Annotated in this window: 15 protein-coding genes; 8 read left to right on the forward strand and 7 right to left on the reverse strand. The window is 56.7% G+C overall.

Annotated elements, in window-relative coordinates; translation table 11 throughout:
* The first annotated feature begins 679 nt into the window (after window positions 1-679).
* Window positions 680-1,993, forward strand: a complete 1,314-nt coding sequence (locus NCS58_RS30095; RefSeq protein ID WP_143756440.1) for an MFS transporter — start codon at window positions 680-682, stop codon at window positions 1,991-1,993.
* 762 nt (window positions 1,994-2,755) lie between these two features.
* On the opposite strand, the gene NCS58_RS30100 is transcribed toward NCS58_RS30095, so the two are convergent.
* On the reverse strand, window positions 2,756-3,937 hold the full coding sequence (locus NCS58_RS30100) for an iron-containing alcohol dehydrogenase (protein ID WP_250478123.1): 1,182 nt from the start codon (window positions 3,935-3,937) through the stop codon (window positions 2,756-2,758).
* 770 nt (window positions 3,938-4,707) lie between these two features.
* Here NCS58_RS30100 and NCS58_RS30105 point away from each other — a divergent pair.
* Complete coding sequence (locus NCS58_RS30105; protein WP_061121551.1) at window positions 4,708-5,487, forward strand: FadR/GntR family transcriptional regulator; 780 nt, start codon at window positions 4,708-4,710, stop codon at window positions 5,485-5,487.
* Between the two features lie 90 nt (window positions 5,488-5,577).
* Here NCS58_RS30105 and NCS58_RS30110 read toward each other — a convergent pair whose 3' ends face one another.
* The 3 genes from NCS58_RS30110 to NCS58_RS30120 are packed head-to-tail and all read right to left on the reverse strand — an operon-like array spanning window position 5,578 to window position 8,188.
* Entirely contained in the window at window positions 5,578-5,976 is a 399-nt protein-coding gene (locus tag NCS58_RS30110) for a cupin domain-containing protein (RefSeq protein ID WP_250478124.1), read from the reverse strand.
* A gap of 45 nt (window positions 5,977-6,021) precedes the next feature.
* Window positions 6,022-7,155: a mandelate racemase/muconate lactonizing enzyme family protein gene (locus NCS58_RS30115; protein WP_250478125.1), complete on the reverse strand. Its 1,134-nt coding sequence runs from the start codon at window positions 7,153-7,155 to the stop codon at window positions 6,022-6,024.
* A gap of 31 nt (window positions 7,156-7,186) precedes the next feature.
* A complete protein-coding gene (locus tag NCS58_RS30120; protein WP_086961594.1) occupies window positions 7,187-8,188 on the reverse strand; it encodes a hydroxyacid dehydrogenase in 1,002 nt (333 codons plus the stop codon).
* Between the two features lie 210 nt (window positions 8,189-8,398).
* Between NCS58_RS30120 and ltnD the strand changes: the two genes are divergently transcribed.
* Together ltnD and NCS58_RS30130 are read left to right on the forward strand one after the other, a co-directional pair.
* Entirely contained in the window at window positions 8,399-9,298 is a 900-nt protein-coding gene (ltnD, locus tag NCS58_RS30125; RefSeq protein WP_061121547.1) for an L-threonate dehydrogenase, read from the forward strand.
* A 534-nt stretch (window positions 9,299-9,832) separates the two neighbouring features.
* On the forward strand, window positions 9,833-10,741 hold the full coding sequence (locus tag NCS58_RS30130; protein ID WP_250478126.1) for a LysR family transcriptional regulator: 909 nt from the start codon (window positions 9,833-9,835) through the stop codon (window positions 10,739-10,741).
* A 292-nt stretch (window positions 10,742-11,033) separates the two neighbouring features.
* On the opposite strand, the gene NCS58_RS30135 is transcribed toward NCS58_RS30130, so the two are convergent.
* From NCS58_RS30135 to NCS58_RS30145, 3 genes are all read right to left on the reverse strand, one after another.
* Window positions 11,034-12,050 (reverse strand): aldo/keto reductase, encoded by a 1,017-nt coding sequence (locus NCS58_RS30135; RefSeq protein WP_250478127.1) that lies wholly within the window; start codon window positions 12,048-12,050, stop codon window positions 11,034-11,036.
* Window positions 12,051-12,090: 40 nt separating this feature from the next.
* Entirely contained in the window at window positions 12,091-12,957 is an 867-nt protein-coding gene (locus NCS58_RS30140; protein ID WP_250478128.1) for an NmrA family NAD(P)-binding protein, read from the reverse strand.
* Window positions 12,958-13,019: 62 nt separating this feature from the next.
* A complete protein-coding gene (locus NCS58_RS30145; protein WP_061121543.1) occupies window positions 13,020-14,333 on the reverse strand; it encodes a serine hydrolase in 1,314 nt (437 codons plus the stop codon).
* A 366-nt stretch (window positions 14,334-14,699) separates the two neighbouring features.
* Here NCS58_RS30145 and NCS58_RS30150 point away from each other — a divergent pair, with 366 nt between their 5' ends.
* The 4 genes from NCS58_RS30150 (at window position 14,700) to NCS58_RS30165 (ending at window position 19,683) form a co-directional block, all read left to right on the forward strand.
* On the forward strand, window positions 14,700-15,560 hold the full coding sequence (locus NCS58_RS30150; protein ID WP_061121542.1) for an amidohydrolase family protein: 861 nt from the start codon (window positions 14,700-14,702) through the stop codon (window positions 15,558-15,560).
* A complete protein-coding gene (locus tag NCS58_RS30155) occupies window positions 15,557-16,336 on the forward strand; it encodes an SDR family oxidoreductase (protein ID WP_250478129.1) in 780 nt (259 codons plus the stop codon). Before NCS58_RS30150 ends, NCS58_RS30155 begins: the two co-directional genes overlap by 4 nt.
* 32 nt (window positions 16,337-16,368) lie before the next feature.
* Entirely contained in the window at window positions 16,369-17,997 is a 1,629-nt protein-coding gene (locus tag NCS58_RS30160) for a class I adenylate-forming enzyme family protein (protein WP_250478130.1), read from the forward strand.
* A 930-nt stretch (window positions 17,998-18,927) separates the two neighbouring features.
* A complete protein-coding gene (locus NCS58_RS30165) occupies window positions 18,928-19,683 on the forward strand; it encodes an SDR family NAD(P)-dependent oxidoreductase (RefSeq protein WP_250478131.1) in 756 nt (251 codons plus the stop codon).
* Window positions 19,684-19,699: the final 16 nt, after the last annotated feature.

Raw genomic sequence — 19,699 nt, forward strand, 5'->3', positions numbered from 1 at the left:
AAAAACAGCTCGGCGGTGCAAACGGGGAAGTCGACGCACCCGCGCCCTGCCCGCTCGACCCTGCATCTTCAACACCGTGTGAGAGCAAAAACCTTGGATAGATACGACATCTGTATTTAGCCCGCACCCCGACATCTGTATTTGGCCGTGACACGTTAGGCAACCTAATAGAATTGTGGTCATCATTTTTAGCTTCGCGTGCGCGGGTCGGACGAAAGCACCGCGGGATGCGAGAAGTCGCATGCTGCAGCCAGATCAGAGCCAGCCCGTCTGTTACGTACTGTATGCGGAGCCGCGTACGCGATGTGACTTGTTCACATTTCCTGTCCTTGAGCAAGCCGCCGGAGAGGCAACCCCATAGTTGAGTATCGTCAACCGCTTGGCTTCAGGATCCCGCCTTTCGAGAACCCGAAGCGCGCGTTGTTTCCCACGAGGGGACGACCATGCCGTTATGCTGGTTGTACCAGACAAGTCTGACTGGAAGGGGGTTGGGCTCTTGCACCGTATCTTGTCCTTGCGCAAAAAATCGGACGGCGCGCGAATCAGGCGTATGTCGGGCATTTGCTGGTTGACCTTCGCCAAAACTTGTCTCTACAATCTGGTACAAGCAGATTGGCGGTTGACGGCATGATGGGATGTACGGACGTTATGTGGGCTGACTAAATAAATAGGAGACTTCGTGGAATCAAAATTCAGATGGAAGGTGATGGGCCTGATGTTCCTCATTGCAGCGGTGAGCTACCTAGATCGAGCCAACCTAGCAGTGGCTGCACCGGTCATACGAGCCCAGATGGAATTCACGCCCAGCCAGATGGGTTTCATTCTGAGCGCGTTCACGTTCGCATACGCGGCCGCCCAGGTTCCCGCAGCGTTTTTGGCAAACCTCCTCGGGCCACGAAGATGTTTCTTTTACTTCATGTGGCTCTGGTGCATTCTGCTTGTAGCGACAACCAGTGCGACGACTTTTGCATCCTGGATCGGCTTTCGTATTCCGTTCGGGGCTGCTGAAGCAGTGAGCTGGCCAGCCCTGGCGCTGTTGATGAGTAAATGGTTCCCAAGGATCGAGTATTCGCAAGTCTCGTCCATTCAAAACTTGGGCCTTGTAATCGGATCGGCTGTCGCACCGCCTCTGGTATCAGCTATCATTGTGAAGGCGCATTGGCAGGCTGCCTTCGTCGCGACCGGTGCGATGGCTGCGGCTTTGGGAACGTTCATCTGGTTCTATCTGCGCGACGATCCGAAGGCCGATTCCCGCGTCTCTAGTAGCGAGCGCGAGTGGATCTCTCATGACAAAGTCGTTGAAACTGAATCCGCGACGCCGGCCGGATTTTTGAAGTTGCTTGCGACGAGACCTTCGGTATGGGCCTGCGCCCTTGCTTGTTTTGGACTGAATCTCGTCAACTTCCTATTCCTCTCTTGGTACCCGACTTATCTCACCGACACGTACCGGATGTCGATGTCGAAGATGGGGCTGCTTGCGGCGCAGCCTTACGTTTTCGCAATAGTTTCAGTCGCTGGTGCGGGTTGGGTCGTTCGACGGCTAGTCGAAGCCGGGCAAACGACGGAAGCTGCTACCCGTCGAGTAATTTTCAGCGGCCTCTTCTTCGGGACAGTCTGCTTATTCGTTGCTGTTAGCGTAAATAATCTCTATCTTTCGGTAACGGCGATGTCGCTCGGGTACGCGTTTGTCATGTCGATATTGGGCCCGATGTGGGCGATGGCCCCCGAGATTGGTGGCCGACGTGGGGCAAGCATCGTTTGCTCGATCATGAATTGCGTGGGACTGTTTGGGGGAATCGTTTCGCCGATAACCATGGGCTTTTCGTTCCAATGGTTCCAATCATACACGCCCGCCATTGCATGCTCAGCTGGGGTGACCATGTTGTGCGCACTGGCATTCTTGCGGTTATTTAGGTCTGAATCCGACCGCGGCAAAGTCGACGATTTCTTGACAGCAACGGCAGTTCACCGTGATGTCCTGCACGTCACCTGAGGACCTCCCGGACAAGACCAATCGCACGCAGAATTGCACTTCGTGCGAATGGAGTTTTGATGGCGTACGCCGCAACGTTGCGTGTCTTCTTGGACTGCCCGTCGAGCCATGGGCGATTCCCTAACGGTCATCGGCGAGAGTCATGCGGGTGCGAGCACGCTTCCGGGGGGACGGGTGGAAATGAAAACTGACGCGAACTCCTTCGAGAGGGGCGGTTGGCGCGACCGGCGCCCGACGATCGTGCGGTGCTCACGGGCATTCTCTTCATTTTACAGGCGGGCCCTGCATTGGGACTTACTGCCTCGGGGATACGCAGTCGGCGAAAAGAGAAGCCACGAAATGGCTTCGCTCTTCTGCGTTTTGCCAGTCACCCGAACGACGCCAGCAATTCATGCCACTGACGGAGCGATTGACGCCTCGCTTTCATCCACGAGACTTTCCTCAATATCGTCTGTTGCGTCCGTGACACTTGTAAGCGTCATTCTGCGTTTTGAGCACTGTCGAGCGCCATGGACCAACAATTTCCGGGAGATGAGGGATCCTGGCATAGGCAGCCTTGCAAAGCCGTCATGTGCGCTGGACTTATATCTGCGCCGGTCGGACAATCCTAGAGGAACAAAGCCGACCAACTAACTTGGTCGACCGCGGCACCTTGGCCTGACAATCAACGTGTCTGGTAGCCCAGTCCAAGCGGCGTGTAAGCATGGCGTTTTTGCAAGCGAGATTGGAAATCGGAAGCATCACACACGAGTCGAAATTGAGCTAGCCATAGCTAGCTTGATATAAAGCGACGATGTCGCCACGGGCAGGGATGCGAGGGTTGTTGTATGGGCTACTCGATGCGAGAGCCTGGTCCGCCATCAATGGTAAGAGACGCTGCCACTCTGTTGGCGAGATTCCGTAATTGCGTGGCGATGGAACTGAGAGTTCGCGATTCAAGCGTTGAAGCATCTCGACCAAGGTGCGCGACGCTGTCTCATCGTCCATTTCGCTCCTCGCGAACCCAGCGATCCTTGAGGCTTCTGCGTATTTGTCTAGCGCACTCGGTAACGAGTACTCCGTAACTACGGGCAACATCATTGCGTTCGACATGCCGTGTGAAACGTGGAAATGCGCGCCAATCGGCCTCGCCATGGCATGCACTAATGCCACGGGAGCAATCGAACAAGCTATGCCGGCATGCGTCGCGCCAAGCATCATTGCTTCGCGGGCCAGGCGATCTCCCGGTTCGGCATAAGCTCTGCGCAGATGATGTCCGATAAGCGACAATCCCGACCGAGCAAAGAGATCTGAATGTGCGTTGGCTCGACGGGAGACGAAGGCCTCGAGCGCGTGCACGAAGGCATCCAGTCCGGTGTCAGCGGTCACTCGCGGAGGCACGGTCATGGTTAGTTCGAAGTCCACGATTGCTGCTACTGGCAGCGCGGCCAGGCCGGAAATGAGCATCTTCTCATTATTCACGGTGTCCGTTACGACTGTGAAGCGCGTGACTTCGCTTCCTGTCCCAGCCGTCGTCGGAACTGCGATAAGGGGGACAGCCGTGGCATCAGCGTTCACCGGTAGCTTGAATTCGCGGATATGTATCCCAGGATCAAGTCGGTGTGCGGCTGCCAGGATGTTCATCGCCTTCGCGGTGTCCATTGGCGACCCGCCTCCGAACGCAATCAAACAATCAAAATTTCCTTCAATAAGGACTTTCGCCCCCCGGGCGACGACAGTATCAGTCGGATCCGGAACCGTGTCTGAGAATATGGAATACTCGATGCCGCTTGCGTCGAGCCCGACGGTGAGTCGGTCGATCAGCCGAGACGTTTTCATGAAAGGGTCGGTCACGATCAGCGGACGCGTAACCCCGAGCCGTCTGCATATTGCCGCAGTTCCCGACACTGAGCCACCGCCGATTTCCATGTAACGCGGTGCATAGATATAGGCCTGATTATTCATTACGCGATGCTCTTCTTGGCAGACCATTCAGTCTATTTCATATGTCTCGCTTAGTAAACTGGTACGACCAGATTCAGAGGAAAGGGAGCCCAACTTGGCCACTTTCGGGTTTGCTATTTGTCGCACGTCTTGGCGACTACGTCGAAAATCGGTGACGTCTCGGCGGGTACTTTCCCGTTCGCACAGGTCGTGTGACGGGCGACCGGACCGGATACATACATAGCTTGCGCTTTCTTGCTGGGCACATTTACTTGCGTAGTTCGATTGATCGTGCCAGTCATCTGCACGTCTTGCGCCGGAGTCACGTCGGGGCCGAGCGATAGGGACCGTGATAGGGGACTATTGGCGGAGAAGATGCTGGCAGGACCTGCGGCGAGCCTCATCGCACCGCTCCTCGGATGGCACGGCATGTACACGACAGATGCCGCATTTGTGGGTGCTCGGACTTCTCCTCGCTCGTCGGACGCTGGCTGCTTGATCCATTCAGCAAGGCGGATTATGAAAATTCGGACATCGCAGCGGAGGCGCGCGTCAAATAGTTGGCCTTCGCGCCTCCTTACGTGATAGCGGTTGGCTATAATTTCTTGAATCGCGGCCGCCCTCCGAGGGCTACAAGCACTGCGCTTTTCCACGAAGTTCCCGCGGGTGTTGAAGCGTACGCCTGGTTTGACCAGATTTGATGTCCACGCTATCCTTGTAGCTGTGCGCTTTGGCACGGCGGCCGCCTTTGCTGGCTCAAAAACTTTCGTATTCCAAGAAGCGGTGATCCCATGCTTGACAACGTTCGACAACTCGTGCAACTCATACATGAGCGCGGCTTTGAACCGGGAGACAAGCTGCCCTCTGAGCGAGAGATGTCCGAAATGTTTGGCATGAGTCGCGGGGCACTGCGCGAAGCGTTAATTCGGTTAGATACGCTGCGAATCATCGACGCTCGCCCAAAGTCGGGTATCTACCTGCGGGCCGGATCGGAAGAGCGGAGTATCGAAGCGATGGTCCTATTCGCGGAGGCCGACGCACCCCTCGCGCCTGACGAGGTCATACAAGCCGTCGAATTGCGACGTTTGCTCGAGACTCAGGCCGTGCGTCTTGCGTGTGAGCGGCGCACGGACGAAGATCTCGAGCGCTTGTCCGCAATCGTTAAACGTTGCGCTGCCGCACGAGGGGACGGCGAGAAGCTCGCGAGTCTGGACGCAGAGTTTCATCTGGCGATAGTCGCGGCGACTCAAAACGACGTGTTCGTGCGATTTGTGAACGTTTTTTACCTTATGTCGCGCAAGCGCCGCGAGGTCTACTTTTCTTCGGATGAGCACTGCCGTCAATCAGTGAACGACCACCGCAAGTTGCTAGCCGCGATAGTCGAACGTGATGTCGAGAAGGCGGAGAGCATCTTGCGGCAGCATATTAAAGGGGTTGACGTGTATTTTCGTGCGTTGTTTGGATCGACCGCTGACATCAAGACCAAGGTTGATCCACGGGCGCCCGCGGAAACAAAAAGATCGGCGAGCGGGCGGAAGCGCAAACCAGTCACATCAAACGACGCTGTCTGAGATACCGAGCAGAGATCAAGACGCGGATACTCATGTACAAGTGCGTGCGTCGCCTTGCTCGGACTCGCTAACTGCAAGCGCTAGGTCGATTTAGGGCTTGTCCGCCGCGTGAGTTGCGAAATCGGCAGGAGACACGACCTCGAGTTGCTCGAAGTCGTCGCTGTTTCCGAGAACTTGGTGACGAACGCCCGGGGGGAAGAGGCAGGAGGAGCCCGCCGTAAGACGAGTTACGCCGATGTCTTCAAACTCGAAGTCGATCCATCCGCGCAGTACAAACACCATCTGGAACGCCGCATCGTGCGTATGCCACTCGGGCTCCGCCCGCTTGCCCGGCACTGCGCGAATAATGTGTGCGACGTAGCCTCCGTTCGACGCTTCTTTGAATCCGAGGTCGCGATACTCGAAGTAGGGGCGCAAGCCGAGTTCAAAGTCGCTCTGGTCAGCTGCGGCGTGTGAAACAGAGGTGCGTCGGATTGTATTGGTCGACATTGCTTTCCTTGGGGATGGTTGATTAACGAAAGACGATTCTCGGCATCAGACGAAGCCGGGACCGCTCGAACCAGCATGGCGTTGAATGAAATCCTCGTTGACTTCGATACCGATGCCAGCCTTCTCGCTCGGTCGGATCGTGCCACTTGCGTCAACGTCGAACGAGAAATCGATCAGATCGTCGCGCAGCGGGTTGTAAAGTGAGCAATCTGCTTCGAAGTACCCGGCGTTTTCAACAGCGCTGAGAACGTGCAGGGTCGCGGCCATGTTGATTCCCATACTGGAATGACAATGAATAGGAAGCTTTTGTGCAGAGGCCATCGCCGCAACCTTCAGTAACTCGGTGATACCACCCATCTTTGAGATGTCAGGCTGCAGTACAGTAACGGATTCGGCCTCGATGAGTTGCGCGAATTCGAAGCGGGTGAAATGGTTTTCACCGGCAGCCAGTGCAAAGCTGCACAGCAACTTCGCTTCACGATAGCTGCGGTAATCGTGTGCGGGAAACGGTTCCTCGAGCCAACCTATGCGCGCCGCATCCAGGTACGGCGCAACAGTGCGAAAGTCGCGCAGAGTGTATGCAGTGTTGACATCGGTCAGGATATCGATGTCTGGGTATGCCTCGCGCACGGCGCTGACTCGTGCGATGTCGTCTGTGGTGGAGTCGCCTAGCCTGAGTTTGACCGCCTGGAAGCCGCGTTGAACGATCGACGCGACTTCGTCGATTAATGCGCCGGGCGACTGGAACCCGAGGCAGATACCGCCAGCGTAGGCCGGTACGCTACGCGACGCTCCGCCGAGCAGCCGGTAGAGCGGCCAGCCTGTCGACTTGCCACGGATGTCCCACAGCGCCATGTCGATCCCGCTCATAGCCGCCGCACAAGCCGCACCCATTCCGTGTGACGCAAGCTGATAGCGATAGATTTGCGACCAGACGCCATTCACATCTGTTGCCTCGAAACCGGTAACAAGTTGCTTAAGTGTCGTGTTGACGAGCGTAGCGACCGCGAGGTGAGCACGCCCGTGGTGCGACTCGCCCCAGCCGACGATGCCCTCATCTGTAATAACCTTGACGATTACGGTATCCCGCTTGACCATCCTCCCGATTCCCAGACTGACCTGATATGCAGGAGGAACTGGAACGGTAACCGGATAGGCCACGATATCCAAGATTTTCATTTTCTTCTAAGTACGGACGATGCGTTGTGGGTTAAAGACGTCTCTGCGTCTCAGGGCTTTTGATAGAGTCGAGATAGCGCGACCACACTTCGGGATTGACTAAATTTTCCGGCATGCGTGAATGCAGGATGTCAACGACGGCCCGAGCTGCGCCAGTGCTCATTCGTTCCAAACCTTCAGTTGTGAAAGCGGCGACGTGCGGCGTCAATAAGACGTTGTCGAGCGACCAATAGGGGTGTGCGGTGGGCAATGGCTCCGGTTCGAATACATCAAGTGCTGCGCCAGCGATCTGACGGCTACTCAAGGCTTGAACCAACGCTTCATCGTCAATCAGCCCGCCGCGCGCTGCATTGACGAGTAGTGCGCTCCGCTTTGCCAGAGCTAGTAAGCGTGCATTAACCATGTGTTTTGTTGATGCGACTAGCGGCGCGTGAAGCGTGATGACGTCTGCGCCAGCGAACACTTCCTCGATCGACGTTTGCTCGATGAACAGCGGCAACCCTTCGCGCTTGCTGCTGTCACAACCAATGACGCGCATCCCAAAGCCATGATGCAGCGCTTCCGCGACTCTGATGCCAATTCGGCCAAGGCCAACTACGCCGACGGTCCGCCCGCGCATCTCGAAGCCCTGAAACGCCTGCCTCACGAGCCAGCCGTTTTTCCGCCAAGATGTGGGGAGCCGGTCAAAGCCGCGAGCCATCGCTAAGATCGCACCAACGACATGCTCGGCGACCGCTTGCGTGTTTGAGTCTGGGAGGTTTGCGACCGGAATTCCTGCGCGGGTTGCCCGTTCAACCGGTATGAAATCCAGACCGACTCCGTGGCGCACACAGGCTCTCAGACGCCGAGCGCGATCGAAGATGTCCTCCGGAAGACGCACGCGGACGATGAGCGCGTCAACGTCGGATACGAGCGAGCGCAGCGTATCCTCCCGATCATTTGGCGCGGTAAGTAGTTCGCAAGTTGGCGCGAGGATGGATAAGGCGGATGGATCGATTGGGTTCGTTGCTAGAACGCGAAACGGTTTCGTCATGGAATATCCTGCGTGCGTCTTAACTGGTACAACCAGATATTACGAGCCGTCGTCGCGTTCCGTCAACAAAAAAGTAGATCGGCCTTGAGCAGCACGACTGCGTGCAGAACAGGATCGGATGCGGCACGACGATCTAATACTCGCGAGACTTGCTTTTCGGCGCACGTCGTCGTAGTGTCAAATCTGGTACAACCAGAAACCGGAGTAGATATGCCGAAGACAGTGGGCGTTGTGGGAATAGGTGCGATGGGGCAAGGCGTAGCAAACTCGCTTATACGGGCGGGGTTCGCAGTAACAGGCTATGACGTGAGTGCGGACGTGCGCGCCAAATTTTCGGCAGCTGGAGGCATTGCGTGCGACCGCTTGGCTGATCTCGGTCAGCGGTCGGATGTGGTGATTATCTTGGTGGTAAACGCTGCTCAGACGGAGCAGGTCCTTTTTGGCACCGATGGATTGGCTTCAACGCTCAAGGCAGGCAGTGTCGTGATTGCTAGCTCGACGGTAGCACCAGCATTCGCCGAGGCAATGGCGAAGCGACTCGAAGAGCAGGGGATCGCGATGATCGACGCTCCTGTATCGGGAGGGGTGGTCGGCGCAGCGGCGGGAAAACTGACGATCATGGGCTCAGGACCGCAGTCGGCGTATGATGCCTGTAAGGATGTATTTGATGCCTACGCAGCCAAAGTGTACCGGTTTGGTGAGCAAGTCGGATTGGGCTCCAAAGTGAAGCTGATCAATAATCTGCTTTGTGGCGTACATATCGCAGCTGCAACCGAGGCAATGGCATTGGCGAAGCGCCAAGGAATCGAGCCTCAGCTCCTGTACGACGTTATCACGAACAGTGCAGGAAACTCGTGGGCGTTCCAAGATCGCATGCCCCACGTGATTGCAAATGACTTTGCTCCCGTGACTGCGCTGAACATCTTCGTTAAAGATCTAGGCCTGGTTCTCGACATGGCCGACAGCTCGCAATTCGTCGCGCCGTTGACAAAATGCGCGCATCGCATGTTCTTGTCGGCTGCCGAAGCGGGTCACGGTCTCGCGGACGATACCTCCGTAATCAAGATTTTCGATGACGTCGGCCGAGTACGCTCAGTACTGGCCCCTTGATACTTGGATTGATTGGGCGAGCAGTTGTCTGAGGCCTGTTGACATTCGCTTGGTACGCCGATACGACGCCGGTCGGCGTAAAGCCAAACGGACTCGCTTCGTTGAAAGCGAGCCAATCAGAGTCTCAGAGACGAAGTCAAGTAGTCGAGCCGGCCGCCCGAACACCGACGAGAAGATCTCTCATTGGGGCTATTAACGCATTCTCGAAGTCAGCATAATTCTCATCCTTGCAGGCTGCCGCGACTAGACGGTCAGAATCTAACGATCACGCTAGCGCCCGAGCTACGTCTGCGACCGGCCAAGTACTTGTAGGCAGGCAATGTAAGCACGGAACGCCAGGGACGCCTTGGCTTCATACTTTGCAAGGCCGTGACCCGCGCTACCGCCGCCGGCGTAATGAGCAACTTAAACGGAAGACGGGGGAGACATTCGAGGTAGCGCGTAGTCACCCATGGACTGCGATGCTTGCTATGTAGAAGTGCCGAGAGGTAAAGTCGTTGGCTGACGGAAAACTTAACGCGCATAGGACCCGGCATGAAGCCAAAACTCGAGAGCTTTTCGAGCGCGATTAACATATTCGCTGCAATCGTAGACGCAGGCACGTTTAAAGGGGCGGCGGAGATTGTGGGAATGTCTCCGCCGGGGGTAAGCAGAGCGATTGCAAGGCTTGAAGATCGGCTCAAGCTGAGGCTATTTCACCGCACCACCCGTGCAGTCTCTCTCACGGAGGAGGGGCACCGCATGTACGAACGCATGTTGCCTCATCTTATTGCACTCGAAGAAGCGGCGGCGGAAGTTTCGGGTGTGTCGATGTCGGTCCGCGGCCGGCTTAAAGTGAACCTCGATCCCGTATGCTATCGAACTGTGCTCGGTTCGCGGCTTGACAGTTTCATGGACCTGCATCCCGAGCTGAAAATTGAATTCATCGCGCGGGACAGCTTGGGTGATCTGGTGTCAGAAGGCTTCGACGTCGCGCTCAGATTCGGCAAGCCAAAGGACTCTACGCTTGTAGCGCGTAAAGTACTCGATACGGCTATCATGACACTCGCAGCGCCATCGTATCTCGTGCAGCGAGGGCGTCCCAGCAGACCTGAGGATCTCGAGAACTCCGACCATCGATGTTTGGAGTTCCGCGATCCGGCAGGCGGAAAGCCCTTCCCTTGGGAGTTCCATCAGGGCCGGAAGCGCGTCGTGATAACGACACGCGGTCGGCTGACGGTCAACGATCCGAGCGCATTACTTGACGCCTGTCTGGCAGGATCGGGCATCGCCCAAATGCTATCTATAGGCGCCGAGCATTTGATTGCAACAGGGCTTTTAGTGAACCTATTTCCTGATTGGGCAGACGAGCGTTATCCGCTATACGTTTTTTATCCGTCGCGTGAGCACATTCCAGCAAAGACCAAGGTCTTTCTCGACTTTATTGATGGGCTGAAGGAATAATTGCAACCATTCGCGCGCGTCCGGCCTGTATGCCTGATAGCGCTCCCGATGTACGTTTCCATTATGATTCAGCCAGACGGCGAGGCTGGGGACGCCGTGAGGCCATGCGCCTCACGGCTCAGGTCCCGGTTACCCAAATTGCAATTACGACCCTTATACAAGCACCGCTTCCCTGAGGATGGAAAACGCTATGCCCCGGGTTAGAGGCAGGTGAGAAATGCTGTTATCGAATTCGATGACGGCGCGGATGTTGAATGTCAGCGGCTAACAACCGCGGCGTCGACGCAGCGCGCTAAATCAATCGATCCTTATCGTGGTAACGTTGCATCCAGTGGGGATATGGTATTCGAGTTTCTGAAACCGAGTCCAAACGCGCGAGGTGTTCGACACTGAGTTGAATGTTACGCGCGTCAAGATTCTGCGCTAGCTGCTCCGGCGTGCGGGCACCGACTATGACGGATGCGACGGCTCGCTTCGCGAGAAGCCAAGCTATCGCGACCTGCGCCTGCGATGCCTCGAGGGAGTCAGCTACCTCGATAAGCACCTCTAGAATCCTATGACCTATACCCTGGTCGACCGGCGGAAACTCTAGTTTACTGCGCCGCCCCGCGGATGACTCGGCGCTTGCATATTTTCCGCTCAAGTAGCCACCCGCGAGCGGACTCCACACTAGCAGTCCCATTGACCGCGACTCGGCCACGGTAACGATGTCGTGTTCGACGTCTCGGCTCGTTAGTGCATAGTGGACTTGGTTGCTCACGATCGGTGTGCGATCGGTGCGCTCTGTATAGGCTGAGGCACGCTCCATATCAGCCGCGCTGAAGTTACAAGCGCCGATGTGACGGACCTTTCCCTGCGTCACCAGATCATCAAGCGAACGTAGCGTTTCGTCGAGCGGTACCAGCGCATCCCGATCGTGTAGCTGGAGTAGGTCGATATGGTCTCGTCCGAGACGCCGTAGACTCGTCTCCACCGATCGGATTATGTGGGAGCGACCAAGGCCGACCTGATTATGGCTGGGACCGGTACGAAGCCGTACCTTCGTGGCCACCAGCATTTTCGTCTCGTCGAAGCTAAGCGCCTTGATTACTTGCCCGACGATCTCTTCGGAGAGACCTTGCGAATAAACGTCCGCTGTGTCGATAAGATTGACGCCTTGCTCGGCGGCGACAGCCGTGAGGTGGATGGCTTGATCGCGGTCCAGTCCGGCTATGTTGCCCCAGATGCCGGATCCCGCACCAAAGGTCATTGCACCAAGGCTCAGGCGGGAAATACGCAGCCCAGTTGTACCAAGAGTAATGTAGTCCAAGAAGCTCTCCTTGTTTCGACGAGTGGCGCGTCTCGAGCGCTCAGCTCGCGTCTGCGACTAGCTTTTTAATAACGGTATCGAGATCGACCTGACCGCGGATGACATTCTCAGGCGATCCTTCAAAGCAGATCCAGCCTTCATTGAAGCCGTCGAGCATGCGGATACGGGGCATCGGATTCCTCATGCCTTGGGACTGGAACATAGATTCCCACTGCGACCTTTCAACGACTTCGGCCTGCACGGGATGCCCGAAGGCTCGCGAGAAAGCAGCCGCAATATCGTTGGGACTGACACGGTGTGGACCCTCGATCTCAACGACGCGGACGCCGGTCCACGTCTCCTGCAGCAATTTTGCCGCAAGGGAGCCAACGTCTTCCGTTGCCACCATTGGCACAACGCGATCTAGCGGTTGCAGGAAGCTGGCGATTCTCGCCGCGTCACGAGCCGCTGCGACGTCCCACGCCGAATTTTCTAGGAACCAGCCCGGCCGCAAGAAGGTTACTGGGATGGACAGATGGGTCAACGTTTGTTCCATGAGCGTTCGCTGCGTGAGCAAATTGCTCTCAGTTGCATGTGCGCCAATGGTCGACAGACATACAACCTTTTTCGGTTTCGCAAGACGCAAAGCGCTCGCGACTGCGTCAATTACGGCCTTGGCCTCTGGAAATCCAGGAGCCGGGTCGAACTCGGAGGGTGGCAAAATAAAGACTCCCGTTGCGCCATGGAAAGCAGTCGCTAGCGCTGACTCGTCTTCCATGTCGGCGATAGCGATTTGACAACCTCGCTCTCGCCACGATGCGGCGCGGTCCGCATCTCGAACGACTGCCCGTACTTGCTGGCCGCAGGCGAGGAGCGCCCGCGCCAATGCGCCACCGACTTTGCCCGTGATACCCGTGACTGCATACATGATGCCGGTCCTTTATAGAGTTGAAGTGATCGGTAAGGAGTTCCGCACTAACTAACTTTCAGTTAGGCTCGGCGCAAGCCGGAATAAAGGCCTTGCTCGAACTGACCATACAGGTTGACCACGCGTTCATCATAAAAAGGCAGGACCTGCGAGAACATGGACCCCGCTACGCGTTTGACAGGGTCGATCCAGAAGTAGGTATTTAGCAGGCCCGCCCAACTGCCACTTCCGGCGCTACGACCATGTGGGCCTGCCTCCGTGTTGATGTCAAAGGACAATCCCCATTTGTGTGCCTGATCAGGGAACTGATCGAAGCTATTTGACCATGCGGGTTGCGCTGTCTTCATCTCGCCAACTGCGAGATCACCAATATGATTGCGGAACATCGAGGCAACTGTCTCGGAGCGCAGGAGGCGCTCACCGCGGTATGTTCCATTTCCAAGAAGCATGCGCAGAAAAGTCATGTAGTTGTTCGGCGTACTAAACAAGCCTCCTCCGCCCATGAAGAACTCTGGGCGCTGGTTCATCTCGAACGGTTCGGGCTTGAGACTTCCATCACCTTGACGACGGTGTAACGTCGCGACCCGTCGCTTCTGTGCTGTGCCGATAAGAAACCCGGTATCGTTCATTTCAAGCGGAGCGAAAATGTTCTCTCGGAAGTAGACTTCAAGTGACTGGTCGGCCACGGCCTCGACAAGCTTGCCAACCCAGTCCATGCTAATCCCATACTGCCAACGCTCGCCCGGTTCGAATTCGAGCGGTGCTGCAAACGCACCATTTAGCGAGTAGCCAATATCTGGCATCCCGGTCACTTTCTCGTACTCGGTGAGGCGATCGCTCCAGATGCTGTAGGTGAAGCCGGAAGTATGGGTCAGCAGATGACGGACCGTGATCGCATTCCGCGCTGGCCGCAGTATTGGATGACCCGTTGTGTCGAATCCTTCGAGCACCTGCGGCGTTTTTAGTTGCGGCAGCAGATCCGAGGCGGGTTGTTCGAGCTTGAGCCTTCCCTGCTCGACAAGCTGCATGCACGCCGTTGCAGTGATTGCCTTGGTCATCGAGGCGAGCCAGAAGATCGAGTCTCCCGTTATCGGCCGCAAGCGTTCAGCATCTGCATGACCAGCATGACCCGAGTAGACAACCCCTTGCTCCGTCGCTCCTATCGCAACCACCCCGGCTACTGTGCTGTCTTCGACCGCTGTGCGGAGGGATGCGTCGATTGAGTCGAATCGTGCAGTGGACTTCGAAATGGCGGCAGATTGGTGCCTACTCGTGGCAGCGCTCGCGCTGCGCGCTTGCAGTGGCGCCAATGTTGCCGCAGCCAGCAGACCGGATGCGCTCTTAAGTAGAGCGCGGCGTTGAAGTCGGAAAGACATGTTTTCTCCAGTATAAGGACGATGACAATGTGTTATCAGATCGGTCTGGGCACCATTCTCGATGTCGGCGCCAACAAGCAAAATACTTCGCTAAGCACTTCATTAGTGACGTTTAGTCACTAATCGGTGTGTCGTGTCTGTTTTGCAGACCCCAAACCCGACGCCAAGACGCGGCTTCGCACGACTTCAGGGACGAGGCATGAAGTGCCTTTCGCAGAGCCGTTTTGCGACATATTGACGAAAGCGTCGCGCGGGGTATACTGAGCGCTCAGTCAGATGCAGTCTTGGTGGTGTTTTGGTCGGGGCGGTGGTTGCCCCTCGGAGACCGGGGCTTCCAGCGCGGTCGCATATATAGGTGGACCAAATATGAAAATCGTCGATATGCACTCGCATTGGGGCACGCGCCGCGGCTTTCCGTTGCGAACGCCCGAAGAGCTCGCGCAGCAAAAGAAGACATGGAATTCTGAACCCGTCTACCACTCGGAGGCGGAAATGGTCCAACACTTCCGAGACAACGACGCGCGCGTTATCCTAGATTTGGGCTACACCAAATACCTACCGATCGAAGAAGTCTCGGCGTTGCACGACTATGCGTTCGATGTCCAGCGCAAAGGCATGGACGTAATCGCCGGGCATTGGCTGCATATTGACCCGTTAGATCGCGACGCTGGGGTGCTGGAATTACGACGGTGCATCGAGGCAGCCCCGAGTTTTGTGGGTTACGCGGTGTCGGGTTCGGGGTCCGCTCCTGCAAGCGACCCGATCTGGTTTCCGTTCTACGATCTTTGTGCGCAGACCGGAACGCCAGTGTTGATCTTCGTCGGCACCACCGGACTAGGCGCGGGACTGCCTGGCGGAGGCGGAATACTGCTAGACAATTGCCATCCGCGTCATCTCGATTTCGTCGCGGCGAAGTTTCCGTCGCTTCGCATAGTCGCGGCACGCCCTGGTTGGCCATGGCAGACGGAAACCATCGCAGTTTTGATGCATAAGCGCAACATATGGTACGAGCTGCACGGATGGTCTCCGAAGTACTTTACCACCGACCTTAAGCATGAAATCAGCCGACGTCTGCGTAATCGCGTGATGTTTGGTGCCGATTATCCGCTGTACTCCTACAATCGATTGCGCGCCGATTGGGAGAAGGAAGGCTATGCGCAGGAAGTCCTTGAAAGTGTGTTCTATCTTAATGCCGAGCGCTTTCTCGCCGGCGAGGAGACGCAATGAATCTCCAACTAAAAGGGAAGGTGGCGATCGTCGGCGGTGGCAGCCAGGGAATCGGTCTTGGTATCGCGCGTACACTCGCCGCTGAGGGCGCCAGCGTTGTGATCACCGCGCGTCGTGAGGAAGACCTCAAGCGCGCGGCCCACGAAATTCACGAAATGACCGGCAACCAGGTGACATGGATCCCAGCGGATTGCCGTAAGGCGGAAGACTGCGAAAGAGTAGCGACGACCGTTCGCGCTGTCCACGGGGGCATTGATGTGCTGGTGAACAACGACGGTGCGCCGCCGGTCGGCCCATTGCTTTCTTTCGACGATGCAGCGTGGCATCGCGCAGTCGAGCAAAATCTAATGTACCCGGTGCGCATGGTCCGGCAGGTCGCGGAGTCAATGAGAGAGCGGGGCGGTGGGAGCATTCTTAACATAACTGCCATCTCTGCAATCCAGCCGATCCGCGACCTCGGGCTTTCGGTGGCGACTTGGGGCGGCGTGATCGGCTATGCGAAGACTTTATCGATAGAACTCGCAGAGTTTGGCATCAACGTCAACACAATCTGTCCCGGCTACATCGACACCTCGCGCCTGCGCAAGGTCTTCGCCGCGGGCGATGAACCGGACGAGAGCGTGCGCACCCGTTTGTTACTGGACGTTCCCCTCGGGCGAGTCGGTACGGTCGACGATATTGCAGGTCTCGCGGCATTGCTGGTGTCGCCGCGCGGCGCCTACATTACAGGCGCTGCCATTCAGGTTGACGGCGGTCTGCTTCGCGGCGTCCGCTAGACCGTCCAGTCATTGCAGCAAAGGAGCCGACCATGAGAGTTCAGCCGGAGCGCCAAGTAGCGCAGCATTTGCAGGATCTTTATCGTCGCAATGGTTGGTGGAAAGACGTTACGTTTAGCGAGATACTGGAGAAGCGCGTCTACGAGATGCCCGATCGCATTGCGTTCAAAGATGACCGCCGTTCAGTGACTTACGCGCAGCTGTGGTCCGAAGTGCGGCGGTTTGCGGAACTGCTGCGCCGCCAAGGGATCGGTCATGGCGATGTCGTAACACTGCAAGTGCCGAACCGCGTCGAGTTTCCGGTCGTGTTCTTCGCACTCGAACTGATTGGGGCGATTGCGAATAAGATCAGTCCCGATCTGCGCGCGGAGGAATTGCGCTACATTCTCGATTTTTCTGAGTCTAAGGCATACGTGTGCGCGCTTCAGTTCAAGGGCTTCAATTACATTGACATGTTTCGCGACGTGCGCGGCAGGTTGCCTGCCCCTGTGTTGGCCGTTTGCGTCGATCCCGTTTCAGGCGACGACGTCGTCTCTTTCGCGCAGACACTTTCCGTCTTGCCTGAGATTCGTGACGAGCATCGGCTGTACATGGACCCTGACGAGATCATGCGAATGTGCTTTACATCTGGAACAACCGGTAATCCGAAGGGTGTACTGCATAGTTTTAACACTACACTGTGTGCTGCAGCTTTTTTGAATCGCGACATGCGGGTTACTAAGGACGACGTGTTCCTGGCGTATTTGCCGGTAGCGCTGAACTGGGGCTATCTGACGTTGCTTCAGTCAGTTATGGCGGGAGCATGCACCGTATTGCTAGAGCGCTTTTCGGCGCGTGCCGCACTTGAGCGCATCGCTTCGGAGAATGTGACGTTCGTTCCGACCGCGCCCGCTGCCATCGTCGCAATGCTCAACGCGCCGGAGTTAAGCTCGACGGACTGCTCCTCGCTACGCGTGATGGTAACCGGCGGTGCATCTGCGTCGTTAGAAACGATTAGACTCTTCGGCTCGGCTTTCCCTCAGGGTCGGCTTATCGAACTCTACGGCATGTTGGAGACAGGCTTCCATTCTTATACACGGCTCGAAGACGATCCCCTCGAAGTGATCGGGACGGTAGGGCGGTGCGTGGCGGAGATGGAACTCGGCGTACTCGACGACGTGGGACGGTTTGTCAATGACGGCCAGACAGGCGAGCTATGCGCGAAAGGGCCGTCGGTGCATCTTGGCTATTTGAATAACGCACAGGCGAACAGCGAGAGCTTCACGGACGAGGGGTGGTTCAGAACTGGCGACCTTGGAGAGATCGTCGATAAGAACCGCAATATCCGAATTTCTGGGCGCAAAAAAGAGATCATCAATCGAGGTGGAAAAAAGTATTTTCCGCGCGAGATCGAAGACCTGCTGTACGAGCACGAAGCCTTTCTGCAGCTTGCAGTTGTCGGCGTACCCGACGCACGCCTTGGCGAACGGAACTGCTTATGCGCAGTTCTCAAGCCAGGCGCCCAGATCACCCTCGACGCGATCATCGCCATGATAAAAGGTCGGGTTGCCGATTACAAATTGCCGGAGGAACTGGTGATACTAAATGAATTCCCGATGACTCCAACGGGAAAAATTCGTCGTGCCGAGCTACTCAAGCAACTCAGTGCACGCGTTGGTTGACCGGCATGGAGCAGTCTTGATTGGCAAGGAGGCGGTTCGCAGGCATAGCGCCGACGCGCGGGTCGGCGCTATGCTTGAGTACTGAATCGACATGATGGAAAAGTTTGATCCACCCCCGTTTTTGGTCCGAACCGCAGTCAAGTGTCGGTTTAAGAACTGCTGCTTTGGATTGCGCGCCCGCGCGATCTGAACCTGCGTCATGTGACTACGAGGCCGCACGGTGCCGGCCTCGTACGCCATTCTTCATCAGCCGCTCGGCGTGGCGCATTGAGGCGAACCGGTGCTCGTTCAGCATGCATCCAACACCTTGGCGCCAATGCTGGCCCGTTGTCGACCGTAATGTTGGCCGGTGGTGGGAAATTCACTGCGCCGCTAACCTTGTCGACTACCAACCCGAGTCGTTGGTCAATTAAGGCTCGACAACGCCGCGCTGGAAGACCTGCTGGCTCAATATAGCCAGCCAACAGGCCTAGCGCGATCCGGCCAGGGATTGATGACCGAACGCACCGCGGGATGTTGCCCGGCGGGCCGTAGGGATTCGCGCTCGCTGATTTACTACGATCCACACCTTTCTGACGGGCTGGCCTATGTTCGGCAGTTTCGATCCCTGAACGTGCTCGACGACTACACGTGCGAACGCCTGGTTATCGAAGGTCGGTACGTCATCCGAGTGCGCCTACCGAATGTTCGTGGCGGCGGCCAAGGCGAGTTACGGTCTGGCAGACGATACGTCTGTAATCAAAATTTTTCGACGACGCAGCACAACTCCGAGCGCTGACGAGTCGGTGAGATGTTCTTCCTTGCGCTCCGATCTTGGGGTCTTTCCGGATGTAAATCGCGGCGCTTTCACATTGACAGCAAGTGTTCCACTGCTATACTCAAATGCAAGGTGACTGAGCGCTCAGTTCGATAGATGGTAAGGAGGCGTTGATGGGTCGGCTAGTTCATAAGACTGCATTTATAACGGGTGGTGGGAGCGGCATCGGTGCAGCAGCGGCGTTGCTATTCGCGAGAGAAGGATGCGGAGTCGCAATAGGCGATCGTGATGTAAGCGCCGCGCATCGGATTGCCGATGAGGTCAATCGCGCGGGTGGAGAGGCGATCGTTTTCGAGCTAGATGTCACGCGCGAAGACAGCGTCCGAGGAGCGATTGCGGGAACTGTCTCCGCCTTAGGCGGTTTGGATGTGCTCTACAACAACGTGGGCGGATCTGCAGTAAATGACGGGCCAGTCACTGAAGCTTCAGCAGAAGAGTTCTGGCGTTGCATCAATGTCGATTTGTTTGGCACTTGGCTGGGCTGTCGCCATGGCATTCCCGAGCTGGTGCGGCGCGGGGGAGGATCGGTAATTAACACCTCTTCCGTTCTTGCACTGATAGGTTCGCCGAACAAGGATGCCTACACAGCCGCCAAGGGCGCGGTCGCTGCACTGACGCGATCAATGGCGGTCGAATATGCGCCACACAAGATCCGCGTCAACGCAATTGCGCCGGGCATCACCCGGACACCACGCGTCGAGCGTCTGCTTGCAGAGGACGGAGTGACCGCACGGCTCGCACAGGGCTATCTTCTTGGCATCTGCGAGCCGATTGACATCGCGCATATGGCACTTTACCTAGCGTCGGATGAATCACGGTTGACGACGGGACAAGTCTTGTCAGTTGATAGCGGCGCATCCATCGCTTAGCCAACCAGAGCGAAAA

The sequence above is a fragment of the Caballeronia sp. INML3B genome (assembly GCF_023631305.1).
Classification (GTDB): domain Bacteria; phylum Pseudomonadota; class Gammaproteobacteria; order Burkholderiales; family Burkholderiaceae; genus Caballeronia; species Caballeronia turbans.